Source organism: Methanosarcina siciliae T4/M (assembly GCF_000970085.1).
Classification (GTDB): Archaea; Halobacteriota; Methanosarcinia; order Methanosarcinales; family Methanosarcinaceae; genus Methanosarcina; species Methanosarcina siciliae.
Genome location: NZ_CP009506.1, coordinates 750,745 through 773,982, shown reverse-complemented (window position 1 = coordinate 773,982; position 23,238 = coordinate 750,745). Strand labels below are relative to the sequence as shown.

21 protein-coding genes and 1 tRNA gene are annotated in these 23,238 nt (G+C 42.4%); 12 read left to right on the top strand and 10 right to left on the bottom strand.

Features of this window, described 5'->3' with window-relative positions; translation table 11 throughout:
• Positions 1 to 137: 137 nt before the first annotated feature.
• Positions 138 to 731 carry a Maf family nucleotide pyrophosphatase gene (locus tag MSSIT_RS03515; RefSeq protein WP_048174482.1) on the bottom strand — a complete coding sequence of 198 codons (594 nt, stop codon included), beginning with the start codon at positions 729 to 731 and terminating at the stop codon, positions 138 to 140.
• Between the two features lie 199 nt (positions 732 to 930).
• Between MSSIT_RS03515 and MSSIT_RS03510 the strand changes: the two genes are divergently transcribed.
• Positions 931 to 1,365: an NAD(P)-binding protein gene (locus MSSIT_RS03510; RefSeq protein ID WP_052721500.1), complete on the top strand. Its 435-nt coding sequence runs from the start codon at positions 931 to 933 to the stop codon at positions 1,363 to 1,365.
• A 114-nt stretch (positions 1,366 to 1,479) separates the two neighbouring features.
• Here the strand turns inward: MSSIT_RS03510 and MSSIT_RS03505 are convergent, their stop codons facing one another.
• A complete protein-coding gene (locus tag MSSIT_RS03505; protein WP_231590399.1) occupies positions 1,480 to 1,890 on the bottom strand; it encodes a rhodanese-like domain-containing protein in 411 nt (136 codons plus the stop codon).
• A 691-nt stretch (positions 1,891 to 2,581) separates the two neighbouring features.
• Between MSSIT_RS03505 and MSSIT_RS03500 the strand changes: the two genes are divergently transcribed.
• The 3 genes from MSSIT_RS03500 (at position 2,582) to MSSIT_RS03490 (ending at position 4,870) form a co-directional block, all read left to right on the top strand.
• Positions 2,582 to 3,502 (top strand): phosphotransferase, encoded by a 921-nt coding sequence (locus tag MSSIT_RS03500; protein WP_231590398.1) that lies wholly within the window; start codon positions 2,582 to 2,584, stop codon positions 3,500 to 3,502.
• Between the two features lie 175 nt (positions 3,503 to 3,677).
• The gene (locus MSSIT_RS03495; protein WP_231590397.1) at positions 3,678 to 4,145 is read left to right on the top strand and encodes a MarR family winged helix-turn-helix transcriptional regulator; all 468 of its coding nucleotides are present in this window, start codon (positions 3,678 to 3,680) and stop codon (positions 4,143 to 4,145) included.
• A 233-nt stretch (positions 4,146 to 4,378) separates the two neighbouring features.
• On the top strand, positions 4,379 to 4,870 hold the full coding sequence (locus MSSIT_RS03490; RefSeq protein ID WP_048174481.1) for a GNAT family N-acetyltransferase: 492 nt from the start codon (positions 4,379 to 4,381) through the stop codon (positions 4,868 to 4,870).
• A 295-nt stretch (positions 4,871 to 5,165) separates the two neighbouring features.
• Here MSSIT_RS03490 and MSSIT_RS22825 read toward each other — a convergent pair whose 3' ends face one another.
• The gene (locus tag MSSIT_RS22825) at positions 5,166 to 5,336 is read right to left on the bottom strand and encodes a hypothetical protein (RefSeq protein WP_156158780.1); all 171 of its coding nucleotides are present in this window, start codon (positions 5,334 to 5,336) and stop codon (positions 5,166 to 5,168) included.
• Positions 5,337 to 6,589: 1,253 nt separating this feature from the next.
• Between MSSIT_RS22825 and MSSIT_RS03485 the strand changes: the two genes are divergently transcribed.
• Positions 6,590 to 7,183, top strand: coding sequence for a DUF3267 domain-containing protein (locus tag MSSIT_RS03485; protein WP_048170046.1), 594 nt, complete (start codon positions 6,590 to 6,592; stop codon positions 7,181 to 7,183).
• Between the two features lie 268 nt (positions 7,184 to 7,451).
• Positions 7,452 to 8,051 carry a pyridoxamine 5'-phosphate oxidase family protein gene (locus MSSIT_RS03480; RefSeq protein ID WP_048170044.1) on the top strand — a complete coding sequence of 200 codons (600 nt, stop codon included), beginning with the start codon at positions 7,452 to 7,454 and terminating at the stop codon, positions 8,049 to 8,051.
• Between the two features lie 689 nt (positions 8,052 to 8,740).
• On the opposite strand, the gene MSSIT_RS03475 is transcribed toward MSSIT_RS03480, so the two are convergent.
• Together MSSIT_RS03475 and MSSIT_RS03470 are read right to left on the bottom strand one after the other, a co-directional pair.
• A complete protein-coding gene (locus MSSIT_RS03475; protein ID WP_048170042.1) occupies positions 8,741 to 9,760 on the bottom strand; it encodes a hypothetical protein in 1,020 nt (339 codons plus the stop codon).
• 297 nt (positions 9,761 to 10,057) lie between these two features.
• Positions 10,058 to 10,738 (bottom strand): alpha/beta hydrolase, encoded by a 681-nt coding sequence (locus MSSIT_RS03470; protein WP_052721499.1) that lies wholly within the window; start codon positions 10,736 to 10,738, stop codon positions 10,058 to 10,060.
• Between the two features lie 308 nt (positions 10,739 to 11,046).
• Between MSSIT_RS03470 and MSSIT_RS03465 the strand changes: the two genes are divergently transcribed.
• Positions 11,047 to 11,493 carry a PaaI family thioesterase gene (locus MSSIT_RS03465; protein ID WP_082088867.1) on the top strand — a complete coding sequence of 149 codons (447 nt, stop codon included), beginning with the start codon at positions 11,047 to 11,049 and terminating at the stop codon, positions 11,491 to 11,493.
• Positions 11,494 to 11,740: 247 nt separating this feature from the next.
• On the opposite strand, the gene MSSIT_RS03460 is transcribed toward MSSIT_RS03465, so the two are convergent.
• Positions 11,741 to 11,812 (bottom strand) — tRNA-Gly (locus tag MSSIT_RS03460).
• Positions 11,813 to 12,025: 213 nt separating this feature from the next.
• On the opposite strand from MSSIT_RS03460, the gene MSSIT_RS03455 reads away from it, so the two are divergent.
• The 3 genes from MSSIT_RS03455 to MSSIT_RS03445 all read left to right on the top strand — a co-directional run bounded on the left by MSSIT_RS03455 (position 12,026) and on the right by MSSIT_RS03445 (position 17,156).
• Positions 12,026 to 13,768 carry an ATP-dependent DNA ligase gene (locus MSSIT_RS03455; RefSeq protein ID WP_197080332.1) on the top strand — a complete coding sequence of 581 codons (1,743 nt, stop codon included), beginning with the start codon at positions 12,026 to 12,028 and terminating at the stop codon, positions 13,766 to 13,768.
• A 94-nt stretch (positions 13,769 to 13,862) separates the two neighbouring features.
• Positions 13,863 to 15,641 (top strand): DNA polymerase/3'-5' exonuclease PolX, encoded by a 1,779-nt coding sequence (gene polX, locus MSSIT_RS03450; protein WP_048170040.1) that lies wholly within the window; start codon positions 13,863 to 13,865, stop codon positions 15,639 to 15,641.
• A 252-nt stretch (positions 15,642 to 15,893) separates the two neighbouring features.
• On the top strand, positions 15,894 to 17,156 hold the full coding sequence (locus tag MSSIT_RS03445; protein ID WP_048170038.1) for a diaminopimelate decarboxylase: 1,263 nt from the start codon (positions 15,894 to 15,896) through the stop codon (positions 17,154 to 17,156).
• A gap of 172 nt (positions 17,157 to 17,328) precedes the next feature.
• Here the strand turns inward: MSSIT_RS03445 and MSSIT_RS03440 are convergent, their stop codons facing one another.
• The gene (locus tag MSSIT_RS03440; protein WP_048170037.1) at positions 17,329 to 17,883 is read right to left on the bottom strand and encodes a ferredoxin domain-containing protein; all 555 of its coding nucleotides are present in this window, start codon (positions 17,881 to 17,883) and stop codon (positions 17,329 to 17,331) included.
• A 423-nt stretch (positions 17,884 to 18,306) separates the two neighbouring features.
• On the opposite strand from MSSIT_RS03440, the gene MSSIT_RS03435 reads away from it, so the two are divergent.
• Both MSSIT_RS03435 and MSSIT_RS03430 read left to right on the top strand, forming a co-directional pair.
• A complete protein-coding gene (locus MSSIT_RS03435; RefSeq protein WP_048170035.1) occupies positions 18,307 to 18,903 on the top strand; it encodes a hypothetical protein in 597 nt (198 codons plus the stop codon).
• 39 nt (positions 18,904 to 18,942) lie between these two features.
• A complete protein-coding gene (locus tag MSSIT_RS03430) occupies positions 18,943 to 19,281 on the top strand; it encodes a winged helix-turn-helix domain-containing protein (protein ID WP_048170033.1) in 339 nt (112 codons plus the stop codon).
• Between the two features lie 27 nt (positions 19,282 to 19,308).
• On the opposite strand, the gene MSSIT_RS03425 is transcribed toward MSSIT_RS03430, so the two are convergent.
• From MSSIT_RS03425 to MSSIT_RS03415, 3 genes are all read right to left on the bottom strand, one after another.
• The gene (locus MSSIT_RS03425; RefSeq protein ID WP_197080331.1) at positions 19,309 to 20,553 is read right to left on the bottom strand and encodes an ATP-binding protein; all 1,245 of its coding nucleotides are present in this window, start codon (positions 20,551 to 20,553) and stop codon (positions 19,309 to 19,311) included.
• 807 nt (positions 20,554 to 21,360) lie between these two features.
• Entirely contained in the window at positions 21,361 to 21,807 is a 447-nt protein-coding gene (locus MSSIT_RS03420; protein WP_052721497.1) for a MarR family winged helix-turn-helix transcriptional regulator, read from the bottom strand.
• A gap of 94 nt (positions 21,808 to 21,901) precedes the next feature.
• Positions 21,902 to 23,116 carry an MFS transporter gene (locus MSSIT_RS03415; RefSeq protein ID WP_048170031.1) on the bottom strand — a complete coding sequence of 405 codons (1,215 nt, stop codon included), beginning with the start codon at positions 23,114 to 23,116 and terminating at the stop codon, positions 21,902 to 21,904.
• Positions 23,117 to 23,238 lie beyond the last annotated feature (122 nt).

Below are 23,238 nucleotides of genomic sequence, written 5' to 3'. Positions count from 1 at the left end.
ATTTAATTTAGGGTAAATTAACCCTGTCCGCTATTAGCCTTATCTGCTACTATTACTTCCAATTGCTTTATTACTTTTGCAGCACCTGGCAAACTCCCGAATAAAGAAGCCTAAGGTTTCCGGGAGGGAAAGAAGAGTCAGGAAAAGCTTTCATCAAATACCGAAACTCCAAGCCTTTCAAGAATTTTTTCCAGCCGAAAAAGAGGAAGCCCGACAGCATTAAAAAAATCCCCCTCTACTTTTTCCACCAGCACCGCTCCTTTTCCCTGAGCCGCAAAAGCCCCGGCTTTATCCAGAGGCTCTCCTGTCCTGACATAGGCTGAAATCTGCTCTTTGCTTAATTCAGCCAGCCAGACATTTGTTGATTCGAATTCGCTGATTTCCTTCCTGCTGTCAAGGTCCAGAACGGTAAGCCCGGTTACGACCCTGAACTTTTTCCCGCTCAGTTTTTTCAGCATTTTTTCAGCATTTTCAGGAGTGCCGGGCTTTCCCAGAACTTCCCCGTCATAGAGCACCGAGGTATCGGCAGAGATCACAATCCCGGAATCAAAATGTTTTACCACATCCCTGGCTTTCTCAACAGAGTGCTTCAAAAGCAACTCTTCAGGGTCCAGCCCCGGCTGAGAAGGTTCATCATAGGAACTCGGGTAAACAACAAAATTGTCTCCTATCAGCTGTTTAAGCAGTTCTTTTCGCCTTGGGGATGAAGAAGCAAGAATTATCCTGCGCATGGGGAAAAATCTGAACGGATAGGATATAGTTGTATGGGTACAGGAAAAACCGAAAAAATACGGTATAACTATGATGCATGTAGAGTTTTTCAGCATAGTGAATATTTTCCACAGTTTACATCTTCACATTAAAAGTCGCCGGTAAACTCCAAAAAGCAACTATAAATAGTACCGAGTTCCACTTTATTCTGGCGCTGACATGGAAAAAGAAGTAAATATCCCGGGTGGAGGAATAAGTGGTCTGGGATGTTCGATAATTCTTCACAAAAATGGATACGATGTTAACGTTTTTGAAAAAAAGAATGATTCCGGCAAAAGGTTTCATAATGACTGGCAGGGCCTGGAAAACCGGTCTGAAAAAGTCGATGTCCAGAAACAGGTAGAATCATACGGGGTTGACCTTTCTTTTGATTACGAACCGGTATCCGAATTAACCATTCATGATTCCAACAAGGCAAAAACCATCACAGGAAAAAATGCCTGTTACCTGGTAAGAAGGAAAAGCAGCACAGGCTGCCTGGACACCAGCTCACGCAAGCAGGCTGAGGAACTGGGCGTAAATATCCATATGGGGTTCCGTACCTGGGGAAGGAGTGACTGTAAAAGTAAATGCAAAACGGCGCGATGCTTGTAGGAGAAGCAGGTGGACTTCAGGACTACTTCTGGTGATTCGGAATGAGATAGGCCTTCCAGAGCGCGCCAATACAGAAAAAAATAGCATTATCCCGGCCTGAAGATCCCGGTCTGCTTAACTTACAACAGGATACCCTGCACCTGTCCAGGCGGTGATCCCACCCTCCATATTGTAGGCATCGGAATATCCTGCAGCTACCAGGATTTTGCTTGCGGTAACGCTTCTGTGCCCTGTCCTGCAGTAAACGAGTATTTTTTTGTCTTTCGGGACTTCGTTTATTCGGGCCTCAAGCAGTTGATCAGGGCTCAAATTTGACCCTCCGGAATTCGTAACAGGAATCAGGGTTGCCCCTTCAATATGTGAGGAGTTGAACTCTGCAGGGGTGCGGACGTCAAGTATGAAGACATCGTCTTTTTCGATCATTTCCCTGGCTTCTTCAACACTCACGGTCTCAAACTCGGCCGGACTTTCAGGTGCGGAAGGACGGTCATCAGGTCTTAAGGCGAAAAGCAATACTACTATCAAAAAAACTAAAAAAATGACTATATAGGTCAAATTCTGTTTGTTCAATTCGATCCTCTCGTTCTCAGAGCCTCTATGTTGTATTGATATCCAGATGCCGATCTCTGAAAATGATTTTACATATGGTGTTTTCGTTCACATAATTTTTCCTTTCCTCAGGCACTCTTCTTGAAGACCATCTTCCTATAGGCTATCTTCCCGGAATAATTTTCCTGGGATCATTTTCCTGAATATGATGCCCGAAAGCCCCCAGCGCCAGCAGGCCTTGGATGTAAACGAGAGGCATGACCAGAATGGTCACCAGCGCATAAAAAACATATTCGAATAAGAAAGCAATGGGGGGGTATTTCCATAACCCGAATCCCACTTAGTAAATATGCAACAGTAAAATGTCCGACGTACACAAATAAAGTTTGTTCCATTGGGATTTAGTCCTTTTCTGGTTTAACAAAATAGGAGATTAAAGGGTGATCCGGGTCCTGTACATAATTCAAAATTTATTGACTATGAATAGGATAGTTCAGGAACTGTCCGGTGCTTTTATACCCTGAGGCTCAAATTGATTACGGACGAGAAGATTGAATATTCCAGTACAGGTAAGTATTTCAATATTTGATGTACAAGATCGGGAAGAATCCCGATATCTGTTGCTGAAACCGGGGGGATTTTAGTTTCAGAGAAATACGTTCGTAAATTGAAGCATGGAGATTCTTTCAGGAACTGGCTGATCCGGATGCAGGGGCATAGGATAAAGGATTTAAGGTGCAATGTCAGGGAATTCAGGGTCAGGCCGGCATCCCACAAGGTCTGCAGATATGAGTTTGAAGGGGAAGGCTTTAGCGTTATTGCAAAATTCTTAGAAAAACCTACCGGAAAGATAAAAAAATACGATTGCAAGGGAGCCATGCTGAACGAGTATTACAAACTCAAAAGGCTTGAAAAAGTAATCGATACTCCCTATCCCATTGCAGCAAACAGGCATTTCGACTGCGTGCTCGTGACAGAATACATTCCCGGAAAGCCCTTTTCCTGGTACCTGAAAAACGAAAAGGACCTGGACGAGAAGTTAAGAGCCATAGCTCACCTGCTTGGCAAACTCCACAGGGACACGAAAAGCAATTACGAAAAAGAGAGGGATTTTACAAAGATCCGCAAAAATCTGGCCCATATGCCCCTGCACGGCTCTACCAGGCAGCGGTATGAAAAAAAGCTTGAAAAATGGGAAAAAGGCCCCCGCCTGGACAGGGGCCACGGCTGCACCACACATAACGATGCCACTCCGGCAAACTACCTTTTCTACAGGGGCAAAATATATGCAATTGACCTCGAACTCTCCACAGAGCACGGATATTTTGCCCATGACCTCGGGATATTGAGCGCCGAAATCTTCCACCATTTTGCACGAAAAGGTACCGCTTCTGCCGCTATTCCCCACATCAAAGGCTTCCTCCGAAACTACAGCCTGGACGAAAAGGAATACCACCGGATAAAGCAGGTCCTCCCCCTCTATATGAGCTACGGGCTACTGAGAGTGGCCTGGAGGAGCAAAGATCCCGGACACCGGAAATACCTTATAAGTAAAGCCCTCGAACTCCTGGACAGGCCTGCCCTGTAAGTTCAGGCATACGGAGATGTTATAAGGATAAGCCGTCCCCGAAAAGGGGGTAGGGGAAAAGAGCAGAAATGGCAGGAATGGATTCCATCAAAAAAAATATAAGGAACTCACTCCCAATTCCAGCAAGAAAGGAATACATCAGGAATTACAATTAAAGAAAAAGCAGGTAGAGATTTTGAACCCGGACGAAAAGGTCACCGCCCTTCTTGAGACTGGAATCCGTACCCTGAACAAAGCATACATGCTTGAAAAAAAACCCGTGGATTTCGGAAACGGCATATTCCTCTACCCTTCAGAATTCCATATAATAGAAGTGGTCGGAAAATACCCGGAAAAGAACCTGGCGTCTATCGCTTCCCATCTCGGAGTGACCAGGGGGGCAATTTCCCAGATGGTGCGGAAACTCGAGAAAAAGGGGCTCGTAGAAAGGGCCAGGAACCCTGACAACAAAAAAAATATCATGCTTGAACTCACCGGTTTCGGAAAGGAAGCCTTTGAGTGGCACAAAGCCCTCCACGAGTCCCTTGAAACCGGAATCAGGGAAGAGCTTGAGCAGATGAGTGACACAGATATAGAAAAGCTGCTCATGGTCCACAGGCATTTTGAAAGAATGATTGAACGATGCATGGAACGGTACGAATGAACCGGAACATCCTAAACGTTCAGGCCCGAAACTTTTGAAGAAACAGAGCTAAAGAAATCTGGGCTATTTTTGTATAGCAGCTAAATTAAAATAGTTTGGGGATTATTTTTGAGTATTGTATAGTAACTATACAATATGCAATCGATATGCAATAAAGAATGATTCTCGATATGGCTTCTGAACAAAAATTCCCGCCAAGGGAAGACAGGTGCATTAAAAGGAAGGTGCATGAAATGAAATATTACATGGTTCCTATGTCCCCCGAAGACCGTGAAACTGTAATCGATATATTCAACCACTACATCGAAAACAGTTTTGCCGCTTACCCCGAAAAAAAAGTCCCCTACGAATTTTTTGAATTCTTCCTCCGGAATACAGCCGGATATCCCACTGTCGCCGCAAAGGATGAAAACAAAAATCTCCTGGGTTTCGGGATGCTTCACCCGCACTCCCCGATGCCCACCCTGGCAGGAACCGCTGAGATAACCTATTTCATAAGGCCCGAATTTACCGGGAAGGGAATTGGAGCTGCAATGCTCGGATATCTCCTTGAAGGAGCCGGGGAAAAAGGGCTTCACTGTATCCTTGCAAATATATCCTCCCTCAATGACGGAAGCATCCGTTTCCACCTGAATCACGGGTTTGAAGAGTGTGGGAGGTTCCGTGAGGTAGGAAAGAAGAAGGGAAAGCTCTTTGATACGGTTTGGATGCAAAAATTGCTTTAAGAGTGGAAAAAGTGACTTTTTTGTAAAGAATGATAAGGACCCGAAGATTATACCGGGGGAAGAAAACGAGTTAAAAACCAGATACTCTTCCCTCAATTGTTACCGGATCGGAATCAAAAAACCAGATTAGAATCAGAAAAAATGTAAAACCAGACAAACTCGCCGGTCAACTTTTATTTTTGCCATTCGTTGTCATGGAGAATCGTACGAACAGGTCGTCCCTGGTTTTACATTTTGCATTTATATTTGGCTTTCTGTCTTCTCTCTCAGGTCATTTAGCACATGCACCAGCACGTTATGCTGTTAAAGCAATTTCCGAAAAACAGCGACAGGAAGTCAAACAAGAAGAAACAACCGCATTTGTCTCTGCAACCGCATTTGTCTCTGTAATCACATTTGTCTCTGTAATCACATTTATCTCTGTAATCACATTTGTCTTTGCAATCACAGTTGTCTTTGCAATCACAGTTCTTCTCAGTACATGCACTTGCTGAAGTAGCTGTTACTGACAATACAAAACAAACTAACACCAAGATAGCTAATGCTTTCTTAAATACCATACATTTACACTCCCAGAATGTATTTTTTGATACGATTCTCAGGTCGTTGATCCAGTCCACTTCCAGTCAGCACATGCGCCGAATAGATAATACTTTTCCAATCAATAATCGGATTTATTCCTTAATTAATCGGTAAAGGTTAATTCTATCCTCACCTCATGAACCGATGGAAGTACTTTCTCATTATACCAAAAAATTGTACCAACATGCAATTAGTATTTAGAAGATATAATAGATAGAGAAATATAAATTAGAAACGAATGTTATTTAAGAAATATATAATTCACGATATACATATTAAACAGCAACATACCCGAAAGATTGGTTTACAGTGGGATTTCACTGAGCAAATTAATTTCATTCAAAAGACGCCCAAGTATAGCAGAAAGATCTCCTGTAAAGGTTATAAAGGCCCTTAATTAAGAATATAGTACAAAAAAGATATTTTTACTGAATTATACTCTTTAAACAGGTTTTTTACACCCTTATACGAAACAGCATCTTATAATTTCCTGCTGGTTGCCAGCGTCACAGGGCACCGGAAAAAATAAAAAACCAGAAAAAGAAAGGTTAAAAGGAAGCCACTTGATATGAGGAGTCTATGCAAAAATTCCCGTGATTATTGTAACGATTTACTATGTCGAAGCATGACGTTTTTCAAAAGAACCCTATTTTTTAAAAAAATGATCTCTCAAAAGAACATATTCCTCAAAAACCCGATCTATCAAAAAAACCTGATCTTGCAAAAGCCCTTCACACTTCAAATTTCCATTGACGGGTTTTGGGAAAGCGATCTGGACATATTTAGGTGCGGACCATCCGATCGTACAAAACCGGACCGTAACAGGGTAAGCAATAATCCTTGCAGCTTTTTTTCGGGTTCATCACTATAAAACTTGCCAGGCAATGCACATATAAAATATCCATGTGGCTTTCCCCTTAACCATTCCTGTTTATCTGACAGGTGGGATATTCCTTGAGATCCTGTATCATCTGGGTCCCGTCGTGTTTCTGGTCTGGCCCATGATATATTATTGAAGATTGTTTATCCCTGATCGGTTCATTTGCTTTTTCGATTGATTCCATTCATATAGCCGGATAACCGATTAATATCAGTGACCGAAAAAAGGGAGAAGATATTATCCGGCTGAGCAAAAAGATGCCGAAAACAAATCCCGAAAGGCAATCGGAATTAATAGCCAGTGATTGGATACAGCTGCGTGAACCTCAAAATATCGTAGGCATCGGATTGTTAATGGTTCCCATTATGGCCTTAAGCGCCCTTTCAACCGTAAAAATATTCAATATATTTACAGCCTTTTCCCTCGCCGACTTCGGAATAACCGCACAGGGGTTGTCCGCAACCATAAGCCTGAAAGGCTTTGCAGGTCTTATGGGGCTGCTGCTAAGTCATGAACTCCTGCACCTTATCTTCATTCCCAACTTTATAAGTTCGGAGAAAACATATTTGGGAATTACTTACTCCGGAGGATATGTTTACTCGGAAGAAAGCCTGTCAAAGCCGAGGTACATTCTCATAACGATAGCACCTTTTCTAATTATTTCAGCAGCCCTGCCCTTTATCCTGGGGTTTCTGAGCCTGCTGACCCCAATGACAAAAATCCTGATTTTGTTAAACTCCATGGGTTCCTGCATGGATATGATGAACCTGGGATTTGTCCTCAGCCAGGTCCCTGCAGCTGCATACATAACCTGCAACGGGACAGAGACCTACTGGAAAAGGAAGGAGTAAAGTTTCCAGGGTAAAAAAGAGTCAACCCCGGGGACTATTTCAGCTTCTTTGTAGATGGGTGAAGGTATATATCATTACAATATCCAAAATAATACTATACAAGCAGCGCAGTCTTTATCAGAACTCGCTTAGCCGGAAGGGAAAACTTCGATATAGCTTCTATTATTCGCATTTGATAAACGTGAAGAGAAGACTTGAAACAAAAAAGATTTGAAACAAAGAGAATGTAAAAATGAAAACGTAAAAATGAAAATCTAAAGGCGGGAGCATGGAAGATCCACTTGAGTTTTTAAGAAACATCAAATCCGTTGCTGTTGCAACTGTGGATGATGGAAAACCGGCAGTCAGGATGAACGATGTAATGCTGGTTGAGAATGAGAAACTCTATTTTCTCACGGCAAGGGGAAAACCCTATTACAGGCAGTTAAAGGAAAATCCGGAAATAGCACTTGTCGGCATGGATAAAAACTACGTTATGGTCAGGGTCAGAGGAAGGATAGAATTCGTTGAGAACATTTTTCTGGAAAAAATATTTGAGGCAAACCCGATTCTTGATGAAATATACCCGGGGGATACAAAACATATTCTGGAAGTATTTTGTTTATCCTCAGGGGTAGGAGAAATGTATGACTTATCCGGCATCCCCCCGAAACGTGAAAGATTCGCCTTCGGAGGAGCAAAAGTGGCAGAGTCGGGTTATAAAATTACAGAAAAGTGTACAGCCTGTGGGATATGTAAGGATTTATGCCCTTCAGGGGCTATCAGCAAAGGGAAAATCTATAAAATTGACGGGTCAATATGCCTGGAATGCGGGAGATGCGCAGAAAATTGCCCTTACGACGCAATTGAACCCCCATCGGGAATTTAAATCCCGGAAAAAAGTAAAAATAAGGAAAGGGAAGGGAGAAAAGAGTACAGAAAAAAGATTGAAAAAAATCTAAATTAATACCTATATATAGAGGCTTAAACAATTTAGAAGATATGAAGGTGGGTACTTTTGAATTAGGAGCCATGGAAATAGGGCTCATAGTAATCACAATTCTTACATTATTTTTATGCATAGTCCAATTGGTGTAATCTCATAATCCAGATGAGAACCTGAAAATAGGTTTTAATTTATTCTTCGATCTTAGCTTATTTTTTACTCTTATATACATTACAATATTTCACCCTATAATATTTCACCTATAAACGTTTTTGGCTCTTCGCTGTTTTATGTAGATTGAAAATAATTGATCAGTTAAAAAGTAGTCAGGCCAAAAAGAGAGACATCACGCTTGAATGTCATTTTCAACCATAAGTGTTTCTAAATTTTATATATGCTAGTTTGACATTTAGGAGATAAATGTAAGTTACCACTCATGTAAGTTGCCACTCGAAAAGCTAAAAGCCAAATTTTATTCAGGGAGACTCTACAGCTGTTATAATGTAATTAAGAAATAAAAAAGAATGAACTGTGAATATGCAGATTCACAGCTCCTATTCCAGACCGAAGTTTGTAGTGGAAAGAACACTTGAATAAACCTGTCCATACAATTATTTCGGTCACGCTATCGTTCACTTCTCCATATTTTTGAATGTAGACCTTCTTTCAGTCGCGTTCAATGTAATGGGTTTGGCCACAACTTCAATCATGTCATCCATATTTCGGATCACAATGATCTTTCCGGTCGTGTTGTACATTGCCTTGTCCATTTCCATTGTTTTATCCATACTTCCGATTACAGCCGTATCTCCGTCCATCTCGACCATATCATCCATGTCTTCTTCCATTCCGGTCATGTTATCCATATTTTTGATTACAAGCATTTTTCCGGTCAGATTACATGTTTTCGTGGATTCAGTCATGTTAGCCAAGTCTTCGGCCGTCCAGGTCGTATTACTCATTTTTTCGGCTATTTCTTTCATATCGCCCATATTTTTGACTATAATCGCTTTTTTGGTCATATCACCTGTTATGGTTCCGGTCATGTTTCCGGCCATGAGTACGGACATATTATCCATACCCTCGACAGTCTTATTCATTTCTGTCATGTTGCACATCATGGTTCCGGTCATGTTTCCGGCCATGAGTACGGTCACGTCACCTATGCCTTCGGTCATGTTATCCATACCTTCGGGCATGTAATCCATTTTTCCGAACATAACCACGTTTCCGGGCATACTATCCATTTTTCCGACTACAACCGCCTTTTCGGTCATATTACTTAGATCTTTGATCAAGATCATTTTTCCAGTCACAGTACACGTTATCTCTTCAGTAGCGTTATCCATACCCTCGGTAGCGTTATCCATACCCTCGGTAGCGTTATCCATACCCTCGGTAGCGTTATCCATACCCTCGGTAGCGTTATCCATACCCTCGGTAGCGTTATCCATACCCTCGGCAGTCTTATTCATTTCTTCGATCACAACAGCGTTTCCGGTCATATTACACGTAACGGTTTTAGCAATATTTCCGGTCACGATCAGATTTGTGCTATCCATGTCCTCGTCCGCGTCTGTCTGCGCTTGCACGGATACGATGGACAGGGCTAGACATAAAGCTATCAGAGAAACTATTAGTTTCACTTTCATTCTATACCCCCATATACGAATTTGGTCTTCTGACCCAGTTAAATTAATAATTTCTAATTAAATAAAATTTAATTTAATAAAAACCAATTAAATAATAAATGGAGAATTTATAAATACTTAATCTCTATTTAACTATATGGAGGGTTAGTCAGCTTTTCACAATCATTAAGCACTTTTGAAGCCAGAACTATTAAATGGAGATTACATATTGAGCTTTGATAAAGAACGGTTGAACAAAAACCAGAAGGAAAAATTATAAAACTTATAAAAGATAGTAGCCCGGAAGGCGTAAAGGACTCATTTTAAGTAGTCTTCAATCCAGCTCTTTACTTCTTTATACACTTCATCTGATACTTCTGCTAAATCATGCCCTACCCCTTCGTATATCGTGAGTTTCTTCGGTTCATGAGCCAGGAAATATGCGTATACCGAACTCCCTGACAGCAGTGTTTCATCCTTATCCCCATGGATCAAAAGTGCTGAAACCCCTTCGGCAAGATTGGAGATAGGGCTAATTCCGAGACTCTGAGTGGAAAGGATGACTATGGTTTTTACAGCGCTCTCGTTATGCGCAGCCTGAATGACCACAGCGCCTCCAAAAGAATGCCCTATCAGCCCAAACCCGGAAATACCCTCACCTTTTAAAAACTCAATTCCTACAAGCACATCCATAGTAGCTTCTGCCAGATCGGCAGGATACCTGAACCTGACCCTTAGCGAACTTATTCCGCAATCCAGCAAATCCACACACAGACGGGGATAAAGACCATCTGCAGGAGTGTCAAAACCCACTCCCTTGCCTCCGACCATAATCACCGCTTTACTCGCTCCTTCTGCCGCATAGTAACGGCACTCAACCCTTCCACGACCTGTTTCGATCATAACGGTTTTAAATCCGTCTCCGGTTTCTTTTTTAATGCCCAATATATTGGTTTCCAGCAATTCAACCCCGAGTTCAGATCTCTTCCTCCCATCCATAAACGTATCTAAAACTCCGGCTTATTAGACGCTTGCGGGTAGTGTAAAATTACTTAGTATAAATAGTAAATTTAGTATTAAAAAGCTAAACAAGTAGTGAAATAAGCATTAAAAAGTGAAGCAAGAAGCGAAGTTTCAAAATCAAAAGTTTGACTGAAATTTGCTTCAAAAGGAATTTAAAAATAACTGAAATTTGAAAATAAATTAAGGATTATGTGAATAGGCTTTCGAACGGAAGAGAAGAAAATGTGTTGAATGTGTTCCCAAGCTTAATTTGAAAGGCATAACTTTAACTAAAAATATGGCAAATGGGAAGTGATATTACTGACAATTCCGGAGTCACTATTATGGAAGACCTCATACGTTTTTTTAAAAAAGATAAATTTGCTGCACATTCAGGAATAGAACTGCTGGAAGCTGCTCCAGGCTATGCAAAAGCCACGCTGGAGATCGAAGAAAAACATCTTAATGCTCTAAAGGCAGTGCAGGGAGGCGCAATATTTACCCTTGCAGACCTTGCTTTTGCCGCAGCTTCAAATGCATACGGGATTGCTGCAGTTGGGATCAATTCAAACATCTCTTTTGTAAAAGCTGCAACAAAAGGAACTCTCACAGCCGAAGCAAAGGAAACTTCAATAAACCCTAAAATCGCCACATATACCGTAAATATCACGGATGACGCAGGAGATCTCGTGGCAATATTCCAGGGAATGGTTTACAGGAAAAAATTTACAATTGATTTTTCGGATATTTGAATCCCGAAAATCAAAAATTACCGAAAAAAGAGCCCAAAAACAAACATAAAAACACCTGAAATTAAATATAAAAAGCTAAAAACCATACCTAAAAACGATCGAAACAAACACAAAAAAATCGAAACCAAATATAAAACGACCAAACGAAAAGAAAACGATCAAACCCAACACAGAACCATCAAAGCCAAACGTAAAAACAAGAATAAAAATACTTTTTTTCAGGACGAAGTTTTAAAAAAGCTTGAAATGCGACTGCCGGGATTCGAACCCGGGTTCTAAGCTTGGGAAGCTCAGGTCATAGCCACTAAACCACAGTCGCAAACTGTCTTAAGGAACTGCTGTGTACTCTTCTCATGCATCTTTTAGATATTAAATGTTTCGGTAAAAGGGCATGAGATGCCGAAGAGTACTGGTTTTTCGCGTGCCGGAAGTACGCATCTGTTTCTGAAAATTAAGGGTGCAAAGCGTAAAGACCGGAGCAGGGAATAGTAATTGGGGAAATTTCAAACCGCTTTTGTGGAGAAAGAGGGCAATGGTGCGGTTTAAGGAGCTTGCAGGGCTTTTTGAAGAGCTTGAACAGATCACGTCTCATAAGGAAATCGTAAGGAAGCTTGCAGGATTTTTTGAGGGACTTAAAGGGAACGAGGTGAAGGATAGTGCCTATCTTTTTCTTGGGAGCATAGGCCCTGCCTTTGAGAACACGACGTTAGGGATTAAAGACAGGCTTGTTACAAGAGCCATCGCAGGAGCTTATGGGATTTCCGAAGAAGAGGTCAAAAAGCTATATGCAAGGGCAGGAGACCTCGGGGATGTGGCTTTTGAGCTGAGTAAAAAAAGAGAAGCATCCCTGACAATTGAAGAGGTTTTTAAAAGGCTGAGACAGATAAAAGAAGTCTCAGGGAAAGGAAGTCAGGAGGAAAAGATCGGGCTTCTTTCGGATATCCTGCAGAAGGCCACGCCTGAGGAAGGGAAATACATAATAAGGATTGTGTTCGGGAGACTCAGGCTGGGATTTGGGGACCAGTTTTTGCTCGAAGCCTTTTCAATTGCCTTTACGGGAGATAAAAAGCATGCAGGAAAGATAAAAGAAAGCTACAGCGTCTGCACGGATATAGGAGAACTTGCACAAACCCTTGCCGAGCACGGAGCCGGGGCTCCGGGATATTTCTCCATAAAACCGGGAAGACCTGTGAAATCAATGCTTGCCCAGCGTGTTGAAAGCTTTGAAGAGCTTGAAGAAAGGATTAGAGGGAAAAAAGCGGCTGAAGAGAAATATGACGGTGAGAGGGTGCAGGTTCACAAAGCCGGAGATGAGATTAAAGCTTTTTCTCGCAGGCTTGAAGACATCACCTACCAGTACCCGGACGTTATAGAAGCTGTAAGGGAAAGTATCTCCTCGGATACAATCGTGCTTGACGGAGAAATCGTTGCATATGCCGAATTGGAAAAAGATAATACACGGATCGAAGAGTTCTACCCGTTTCAAAACCTGATGCAGAGGCGTAGAAAATACGAGGTTGAAAAGTACAGGGAGAAATGCCCTGTTGCCGTGTTCTTTTTTGATATCCTCTACCTCAACGGGGAATCCCTTCTGAAGAAAACCTACTCCGAAAGAAGAGCTATCCTCGAAGAGAACGTTAGAGGGTCAGGAATAATGCACCTCACCAGAAGAATTGTTACGGAAAACACCGAGGAGCTTGAGGACTTTTTTAACGAGGCAGTCGAGAAGGGACTTGAAGGAATTGTGGTCAAATCCATGAGCAGCAACTCTGTTTACGAAGCCGGCAAAAGGAGCTGGCTCTGGCTCAAATGGAAACAGGAATACTCCGAAGGCGTGAGGGAAACCTTCGACCTTGTTGTTGTCGGGAGCTATTACGGAAGAGGGAGAAGAAAAGGCTCCTTCGGGGCGCTCCTCTGTACAGCCCTGAATGAAGAGGAGCAGCAATTTGAAACTTTCACAAAGGTTGGCACGGGTTTTACTGAAGCGGATGCAGAAGAAATTAACAGCCTGCTTTCAACCCATACGGTAAGTGAAGCTCCAAAGAATGTTACCATAAAAAAAGGGATGCTTCCTGATGTCTTCATAGAACCGGCAGTAGTTATTGAAGTCCTCGGTTCGGAGATTACAAACAGCCCGGGGCATACGGCAGGAGAAGGGAAAGGAGAAACAGGGCTTGCACTGCGTTTTCCTCGCTTTTTGCGTATAAGGTATGACAGAGGGCCCTATGATGCCACGACTGTCAGGGAAATAAGAGACTTGAAGGAAGGAATTTGAAAACCGGCCTGGGAATCAGAGACAGATAAAGCAAAAAGGACGAAAAAGAAGTATAAAACAATTAAGGGGCAGTGAGCTAAGGAGCAGGAGACTGTTGAAAAACCGTGAGATTGCCGAATTGTTATACGAAACTGCTGACATTATGGAGTTCCAGCAGATAGAGTGGAAACCGCGAGCATACCGACGGGCAGCTCAGAATATCGAAAACCTCGGAGAGGACATTGAGAAAGTATATGAGAGAAAGGAGAAAAAGGGACTGACAGAAATTCCGGGGATTGGGGAAGCCATCGCTGACCATATAGCCGAATACCTCGAAACCGGAAAGGTGAAAAAATTCGAAGACCTGAAAGGGAAAGCCCCTTCAGGCACCACCGAGCTGATGGAGATCAGGGGGCTTGGAGCAAAAAAAACAAAAAGGCTTGCCGATGAGCTCAAAATAAAAACTGTTTCGGACCTGAAAGCTGCGGTTAATGCGCACAGGATCAGGAGGCTTGAAGGTTTCGGGGAGAGAAGCGAAGAAAATATTGCCCGAGCACTTAGAAATTACGAAAAAAGTCACTCCAGAATGGCACTTGGAAAGGCACTCCCACTAGCTGAAGAAATCATATTTGTCCTGAAAACTTCCCTGAAAACTTCCCTGAAAACAGAACTGGGAAGCAAAACCCCGAAAATCGACCTCTCAAAGCTCATCTACACAGGCTCCCTGCGCAGGCTGAAAGAGACGATAGGGGATATCGATATCCTTGCAGAAGCAGAAGGAGAACAGGTGGGAAAAGTAATGGATGCCTTTGTTTCCCTCCCTGCTGTTGGACAGGTAGTCTCAAAAGGTAACACAAGAAGCAGCGTGATCCTCAAAGAAGGACCGGAAGTGGACCTGAGGGTTGTTCCTCCTGAAAGTTACGGGGCTGCGCTTCAGTATTTCACGGGCTCAAAGGAGCACAATATAGAACTCCGGAATATTGCCCAGAGAGAAGGTTACAAGCTTTCCGAATATGGACTGTACGAAAAAGCTTCAGGAAAACATGTTGCAGGTAAAAGTGAGGAAGAAGTATACAGGAAACTGGGACTTGAATACATCGTACCCGAACTCCGGGAAAACCGGGGAGAGATAAAGGCTGCAATAAAAAAAACTCTTCCAAAACTTATAGATGCCGGAGACCTCAGGGGAGACTTCCATCTGCATACGGACTACAGCGAAGGAAGGGCCAGCCTTGAGACAATGGTGAAAAAAGCCGAAACTATAGGGTACGAATATATTGCCGTTACAGACCATTCGCGTTCCCAGAGAATTGCACACGGAATGGAAATCGATACTCTGAAAGCACAGTGGGATGAGATCGAAAAGTTGTCAAAACGCTTCAGAATGAAAATCCTCCGAGGTTCCGAGGTAGAGATCCTTAAAGACGGGAGCCTTGACTATCCGGATGAGGTCCTTAAAAAGCTCGATATCGTAGTCGGAGCTGTGCACTCAGGTTTTTCCTCTACGGAAAGAGAGATGACAGGAAGAATTGTCACCGCTCTTGAAAACAGGCACCTTGACATACTTGCACACCCTTCAGGCAAACTGCTCGGGAAAAGGGAAGCTTATGCGGCTGATTTCGGAACGGTCTTTGAGACAGCAGCGGCAAACGGGAAGGTAATGGAGATCAACAGCCAGCCCTCCAGGCTGGACCTTAACGATGAGCTCATCCTGAGAGCAAAAGAGTACGGACTGAAATTCTGCATTTCAACGGACAGCCATTCCGTGTCAGACCTTGCTTCCATGCGTTACGGGCTCGGGCAAGCAAGGAGAGGCTGGCTTGAAAAAGAAGATGTTGTCAATACCTACCCATACTCCAGGCTCAAGGAAGTTTTCAAAAAACTCCGGGATTGAGAAGTAGTAAAAAACAGCTAATGCAGCCAGCCCAAAGATAGCCGGTTTATCGGAAACTTATTTTAAATAATAGGAATTTAACGTTTCTTTGAGACAATGTAACCCATTTCTGCAAATCAATACTCTTTTAGGACAGTGTCGGAAATGGAGGAAAAACTAATAAAGGAGTAAAAATTCAATTTGATACAAAACTGATTAAACAAAAATCGATCAAAAAACCGATTAAACAAAATCAGGTAAAAGGTTAAGATAATGGTTTCAAAGGACCTCCCTTTCACAAAAGAAGAAATACTGAAAATAATGGAAAAATATCCCACTCCCTTTCATATTTATGATGAGAAAGCCATCAGGGGAAACGCCAGAAGAATGAAATCAGCTTTTAAAGACGTCCCCGGCTTTAAGGAATTTTTTGCTGTAAAAGCCCTCCCCAACCCCTTCGTTCTCAAGATCCTTAAGGAAGAAGGCTTCGGGGCGGACTGCAGTTCCCTGCCGGAACTGATCCTTGCGGAAAAATCTGGGATGATCGGCGACGATATCATGTTCAGTTCCAATGATACGCCGGCTGAGGAGTTTGTAAAAGCAAAGGAACTTGGCGGTTTTATCAACCTTGACGACATCAGCCACATTCCCTACCTGGAAAAGGCTGCAGGGCTTCCGGAAATTGTCTGCTTCAGGTACAACCCCGGCCCTCTTAAGGAAGGAAATGCAATCATCGGAAAACCCGAAGAGGCAAAATACGGTTTTACGCGGGAACAGATGTTTGAAGGGTACAGGATCCTCAGGGACAAAGGCGTAAAGCGCTTCGGGATGCACACAATGGTTGCCTCGAACGAGCTTAACTCCGACTACTTCGTTGAAACCGCAAGAATTCTTTTCGAACTCATAGTTGAGATCTCAAAAGAACTTGGAGTCCGGTTCGAATTCGTAAACCTCGGCGGCGGGATCGGAATTCCCTACAGGCCCGAACAGGAGCCGGTCTCCCTCGAAGCTGTAGCAAAAGGCGTAAAAGAGGCTTACGATGCTACCATAACAGCTAACGGGCTTGCTCCCCTCAAGGTCTACCTTGAATGCGGAAGGATTATCACCGGCCCCTACGGCTACCTTATCTCACAGGTCAGGCACCTGAAAAGCACGTACAAGGACTACGTGGGCATGGACTCCTGCATGTCAAACCTGATGCGGCCCGGGATATACGGGGCATATCACCATATAACCGTACTCGGGAAAGAAAACGAGCCCCCCGTACATAAATACGACGTAGCCGGCTCCCTCTGTGAAAACAATGACAAGTTCGCAATCGACCGGATGCTCCCTGAAGTAGAAATCGGAGACATCCTGGTGATCCACGACACAGGAGCCCACGGACATGCCATGGGATTCAACTACAATGGAAAACTCCGCTCTGCCGAAATCCTGCTGAGAGAGGACGGAAGCGTGGTGCAGATCCGCAGGGCAGAGACAATTGAGGACTACTTTGCAACCCTTGATTTTGAGCAGTTGAAAAGTTTCAGATGAACGATTTATCGGTTGAATATAAGAAAAAATATCGAAGAAAAAAATAGTGAGAGGCGGAACTAACCCCTATCGTCGCCGATCCGCCTATTTCTTTGTTTCGGTTCCTTTTTCTTTACACTGATTAATTTAGCAAAATGTCCCGGAATCTAATTTTCCACTTTTAATTTTTGATTCAGGCCTTTCTTGTTGACTTCCTGTCAAAAAAGACATTTTTCCCTGTGACGCTCAGCGGAATCCCCATTGCCACATCCGCGTCTATTATCTCAAAATAACAGGCTGCAGCCCCTGCAGAATACATGATCCTATTGTCGATGCAGAGGTCTTTTGCTTTTGTGGCAGCCGAACCCACGGCAATCCCGAGGTCCAGGTACTTGATCATGCACTGGGGACCGAGAAACTCTTTCTGCACTTTTTCATGTTCAAGCATCTTTTTGCAGGTCTCAAAACCGCAGGCTCCGCAGTCCAGGCTGCTCACACCCGAAGCTTTGAGCCCGATCAGGATGACGGCATCGGCGTCCCTGACGTTCCGGGCGTCCCGGAGCAGAAATTTGAGGTCTTTGATCTCGCTTAACTCTTCCATCCTGAAGGCAAGTTCGGTTTTTTCTTCAGGCGAGAGGAGGCAGGTTACAATATCATCAATCCCTTTGCCTTTGGGGGCGGTCCGGGCTGCAGTGAGGACAATCTTTGCAAGCGTTTCGATTGATTCGAGTTCAGGGTTCAGCTTCATGTGGAGAAAAAACTTCTTGCCCGCTTATAAATTAAGTGCTGGAACTCTGAACTACAAAACGAAAGAATTGATGGTAATAGAAATTGCGATAGCTTGCGATGCAATGTTGCTTCTGGACTCATATTTCGATAACTGTTGACCCGGAGCAAAAGTGAGGAAACGCTGGAAATAATCACCAAAAAAGTACCTGAAAAGCAATAGAATCTTTACATAAAAGACGAATGAGAAATCCTCTGAAAGATGAAATTTATATATATAGATAACGATATATATTTATAATAAAAAATTGAAAAAATAGATAGAGACACAAGAAAAAAGACTGTCTAGAATTCCCGCTTTAGCAAGAAATGAAAACTTCGGATTTTGAAACCATTTTTCATCAGAAAGTTACTTCTGTTAGGTCAAATATTCCTGGAGATTTCAATGAAACTTGTGCTGGATGAAGAAGAAACCTGGATAATTGAGTGCATAAGAAAAGCTCATACGGACTGTGGTTTCCATATCCGGGATGTTATCAAAAAAGCAAAAACCGAATATGGATTGTGCAGGTCAACAGTATATGAAATAGTGAGTTATCTTGAGTTCCACGGCCTGGTAAAAACGAATAAATCCGGTAACCGGGAACTTAATCCAGACGTCCCCTATTTTGTAATATGTCCAGCGTGCGGGAAAGAAATTAAGGAAAACGAATCCGTCAAAGAGAACGGTCGGATAATCTGTGAAGACTGCTATCTGGAAGAGCATCAAAAAATAAAGTTTGCAGACCCAATGGCAGTGCGTTCAATGAAACTCTTCAGAAAGCAGCACGGATTTAAAGGGACTGAAGGCCTGATCGAACCACAAAAAGAGATCTATAACTTTATCCTGGAAGAAGGTGGGGTTACACCCGAAAAAATCTCGAAGCTTTTTGAACTCACCCTTCAGGAAACAATGAACCAGCTTGCTATACTAAGACACTGTGAACTGGTGAAGGAACGTAAGCTTGGAGATGAAATGTACATTGTACCGTTTGACTCTTAATTTTTTAGAAAATGAATGTTATTGGAAAGGTGACCGAATATGGATTCAGATGAAAATGCAAGAAGAAAAGAAGAATGGCTCGAGCGAATGAAACGTGAAGGTAAACTGACGAGAAATCCTACCGAAGACCATAAATTCGGACTCAAGGTTCTTCAGAATACCGTGAGAAGAGAGATCCTTATCTCGCTCGGCAGTGAGAGAAAATCCTTTGAGGAAATAAAGGAAAAATTCAACCTGAACGACAGCATGGCAAATTTCCACCTCAACATGCTGGAAGATGCACTTTACATCGAAAAAATAGAAGAGGAAGGAAAAGTATTTTATGCCCAAACCCCGCGGGGAGAAGGGTATGTGGAAAACGTGGAAATGAAGAAGTAAAATAATTTATTTCCACTAAATTTGCATTTATTCCAGAAGCCACTTCCAGATAGGTCTGACTATAATTTTTTTGTCCTTAACGATCTCTTCAAACTCCTCTCCTTCAGTAAGGATCAGACCTCTATCAAGGTCGTAGGCTTCCAGAGCTTCAAGGAGCCCTCCGTATTCCCGCTCCCTGTTACCATTCAAAACCATAGTCACCTGGATAGCGCCCACAGGCCTTTCATTTTCAGTAACAATAAAATCACATTCCTGCCGGGCTCTGTGGTAGTAAAGCTCCAGGTTTCTCCTTTTGAGTTCCAGAAAGACAAGGTTTTCCAACATTTTACCCCGATCCCTGGAGAACTTGAAAGATATGAGATTTATGAAGGCAGAATCGATCGCATAAACCTTTTTAGGGGCATAAATCTGTTTTTTAAGGGAATAGTCATACTTCGGGATGGTAAAGACCATATAGGAGTTTTCCAGGTAGCCTATGTAGTTCTTGACTGTATTTGCGCTGCCCAGCCCCAGCAGTTTCTGCAATTTGCTGTAATTGATCTCGGTGGCATAATTTGAAAAAAGGTAAAGGGCAAGCTCTCTCAGGGCTTTTTCATCTCCTAGCCCGTAGCGGACAAGGATGTCCTTGTAAAGGATGTTATCATAAAAAGTTTTCAGGAGTTCGGCATTTTCAAAAAGCAGGTACTCGGGGATACCCCCTTTTTCCAGGTATTCATTGAAAGCGTTCTTGATAAGTCCCCTCTCTTCAGTGAGAGGTTCTTCCGGGAAAATGACACCTTTGAATTTAAGGAACTCCGGAAAAGAAAAAGGATAAAGTTCCAACCCCACGTAACGCCCTGTTAATCTGGTCCCGAGTTCACGGCTAAGCAAAGAAGAGTTCGAGCCCGTAATGATGAACTTGAACCCCCTTTCATACATCCGCCGGACGAAGAGCTCCCAGCCTTCAACATTCTGGATTTCATCAAAGAAAAAAACCTGGCTTTTTCCGAACAGCTCAATAAATGTCTCATACAGGAGATTAAAGTCCTCCGCTACAAAACCGATGAGACGTTCATCTTCGAAATTGAAGTAGTAAACCGGCCTGTTCCCGTAGAAATTTTTACGAATCTGCTTAAGAAGGGTACTTTTTCCGGAACGCCTCAAACCCGAGATCACAAGGACGTGAGGTAGCTTCAAGAATTCGGAAACTTTTTTAAGGGCCTCCCGTTCAACAAGCCTTTCAGATCCTTCTGCCTCAAAAACTGCTTTTTGTTCGCGTATGATTTCTTTCAATACCTGTATATCCATAAAGAGAACAAATCCTGTAGAGGCTGCTGATCAGAGCCTATTGGTTAAGATATGTTTCATTCCGGTAAGAATAAAGCTCTAAAGAAGTTATTAGAAAGATAACCAAGAAGATATTTCATTTTGAATGAAATATTGATTGAGAATATCCGCATTATAAATGAGGATGTAGTTACAAAAAGTCTCATTTCTAATGAGACTTTAAGCAGGTATTAGCTCGTTCCAGATGAAATATCTTTCTATCCCCCACAGGAAAGCCCAAAAGCAAGTATGAATTTCAAAAAACAGGCCCAAAGTAATGAAAGTAATTGAAAGTACTTTCATGGAGTGCGACAAGAAGTTATGCCATGGTGCGACAAGAAGTTATAAAACGTATTGCGTACACGCTATCCCTTCTGTTTGGGAGAATCACACTAAGACATACATTTATGGTAACGTCAATGTGTGAAGCTCTTCGGACAACGTGGAAAGTCTCTAGTCCAATTCAGATAACTCGCTAGGTTAAGGGTTCCATGGGGAACGTAAAGTGAACCATTGTTAATCCCTATTTTTTCCTATTAAAAGGGTCGAAACTTCGTAAGGAGCAACAACGACAAAGAGAGTAGAGGATTCAGTAAAAAGCGAATGCCAATCTTTAATGGATTGGATAGGGTTCAAACTTTGCCCTGATCCGAAAGGATGCAGAATGTGTGCCACGAAAGCGCACCCATGCGGCAGTTCTGTCTCATAAAGTGAAGCTATGTTGCAGAGAAGATGAGGATGGGCCCCTCGGGCTCGCTAAATAGGTATTAAAAGTCATTCACGTTTTTCAGTCATATTTTTAAGGGCGATGCCTAACAGCCTGTTAAACTCCTTCCGTTCATCGTCCTTCATGCCCTGCAATAAAATTTCTTCATTTTCAGCAGCTTTTTTACTCAATACGTTTCTAAACTCAAGTCCTTTTTTTGTCAGCTTGAGGCTGGTATAGCGTGCGTCTGTTTTGCTCTGTTCCCGCTTGATGAAACTTTTTTCCTCCAGCCGCTTTGCAATTCCAATCACCGTCGGATGGGTTAACGCAAGGTGCTTTTGCACATCCAACAAATTGATTTCAGCTTTGTCCTCATTTTTCAAAATGAAGGAAATTACCTCGGCCTGAACAGAAGTCAAATCCTGATCTTTAAGACTTTCGTTCCGGTATTTGACTAAAGCATTACCAAGCTTCCAGACTCTTCTAAGAATTTCGTCTTCAACAATATCTGGCATTTACTTCATCGCCTCAGTAATGTACCACATACCATGTTTAAGATATATTCATTAGGTTTTTATAGAGAACTCCATCAATAAGATCAGCGCTTTTTTAGAAACTTACTTTATTTTTCCCATATACAGCTTTTTTTCCATTCACAGCCTTTTTCCCATGTAACAAATAATACAATAACAGGCATATCGCTCCAATAACTGCCACAACCGTATACATTCCTCTGTAACCAGTAAAAGGAACCAGTAACCCAACCAACAAGGGACCGGTTCCCATTCCTATGTCTGAGAACGCAAAATAGGTTGAATTCGCCAACCCCATACGATGTTGTGGAGTTATTTTAACAGAAATGGCCTGAGTGCTGGATTGTATAGCCCCAAATCCAAGACCTATTAAAGCTGCAGATAATAAAAGTATATAACCGTGATGAGCCTGACTAAACAGGACCATACCAGTTGTAAATATCAGAATCGCCGGGTACATGATTGAATTTTCACCCTTGAGATCAAACAACCGGCCAATAACCGGTCTCGAAATTAAGATTATTATAGCATACACTAAAAAAAAGAAGCTGGCTGCACTCATAAGATGAATTTCCTGTGAGTACACCTCAAGGAAGGACACGACGCTTGAATAACACATGAAAATAAACATACAAACGATTGAAATTGGAACTACCTTCGGTTCAAAGAAATTATTGAATTTGAACCCCTTCATTATAGTCAACTGTTCTTTTGTTAGTTCCATCTCACGTAAAGATGATAAAAACGGTAAAACCAAAAGGCCAGTTGCTGACGCAATTGTACAGGCAGTAAAAATCATGCTGAAACTGCCGTGCTGACTGAGGAACATACCTAAAAACGGACCGACGGCTGTTGCAAGTATCTGGCTTAATCCAAAATAAGCAATACCTTCACCTTTCCTTTCCGCAGGAATGATATTCGCAACGATTGTAGCTGTTGCTGTGGTAGTAATACCAAATGCTATTCCATGAAGAAAGCGGACTGCAAGCAGGATGACTACATTATTAACTCCAAAGTATAACAACGTCATAAATAAACTCAAAAATACTCCTGAATAAAGTGTCTTCTTATGACCTATCCGTCCGATCCATTTTCCGATAAACAGACGCGCAAAAAGCCCACCAATTATGAATATACTGGCAGAAAAGCCGGCTTCACCCGGAGATGAGTCAAATGTATTCATTGCATATCCGGAGACAATTATCATTAATAAGTAAAAGTTTAAAGCAGCGAGTAAATTTTCAATGAAAATGAGTACGAAATCTTTAGTCCACAACTTTGATTTTGGCAAGTTAAGACAGTCTCCTTAATTATTCTCTAAAAATACCTTTCAGATCGACTGTATGTGCCAGTTGCTTTGCGTGTTTAGAAAAGACATATATGCTAGAAATATCTGCACATATGCCAATCGTA

Excerpts from the sequence above, each read along its gene's own strand:
- MSSIT_RS03455 (WP_197080332.1), top strand. The coding sequence starts at position 12,026 with ATGGTGCGGTTTAAGGAGCTTGCAGGGCTTTTTGAAGAGCTTGAACAG.
- MSSIT_RS03515 (WP_048174482.1), bottom strand. The coding sequence starts at position 731 with ATGCGCAGGATAATTCTTGCTTCTTCATCCCCAAGGCGAAAAGAACTG.
- MSSIT_RS03445 (WP_048170038.1), top strand. The coding sequence starts at position 15,894 with ATGGTTTCAAAGGACCTCCCTTTCACAAAAGAAGAAATACTGAAAATA.
- MSSIT_RS03465 (WP_082088867.1), top strand. The coding sequence starts at position 11,047 with ATGGGAAGTGATATTACTGACAATTCCGGAGTCACTATTATGGAAGAC.
- MSSIT_RS03470 (WP_052721499.1), bottom strand. The coding sequence starts at position 10,738 with ATGGATGGGAGGAAGAGATCTGAACTCGGGGTTGAATTGCTGGAAACC.
- MSSIT_RS03440 (WP_048170037.1), bottom strand. The coding sequence starts at position 17,883 with ATGAAGCTGAACCCTGAACTCGAATCAATCGAAACGCTTGCAAAGATT.
- MSSIT_RS03430 (WP_048170033.1), top strand. The coding sequence starts at position 18,943 with ATGGATTCAGATGAAAATGCAAGAAGAAAAGAAGAATGGCTCGAGCGA.
- MSSIT_RS03420 (WP_052721497.1), bottom strand. The coding sequence starts at position 21,807 with ATGCCAGATATTGTTGAAGACGAAATTCTTAGAAGAGTCTGGAAGCTT.
- MSSIT_RS03475 (WP_048170042.1), bottom strand. The coding sequence starts at position 9,760 with ATGAAAGTGAAACTAATAGTTTCTCTGATAGCTTTATGTCTAGCCCTG.
- MSSIT_RS03490 (WP_048174481.1), top strand. The coding sequence starts at position 4,379 with ATGAAATATTACATGGTTCCTATGTCCCCCGAAGACCGTGAAACTGTA.
- MSSIT_RS03485 (WP_048170046.1), top strand. The coding sequence starts at position 6,590 with ATGCCGAAAACAAATCCCGAAAGGCAATCGGAATTAATAGCCAGTGAT.
- MSSIT_RS03435 (WP_048170035.1), top strand. The coding sequence starts at position 18,307 with ATGAAACTTGTGCTGGATGAAGAAGAAACCTGGATAATTGAGTGCATA.
- MSSIT_RS03480 (WP_048170044.1), top strand. The coding sequence starts at position 7,452 with ATGGAAGATCCACTTGAGTTTTTAAGAAACATCAAATCCGTTGCTGTT.
- MSSIT_RS03510 (WP_052721500.1), top strand. The coding sequence starts at position 931 with ATGGAAAAAGAAGTAAATATCCCGGGTGGAGGAATAAGTGGTCTGGGA.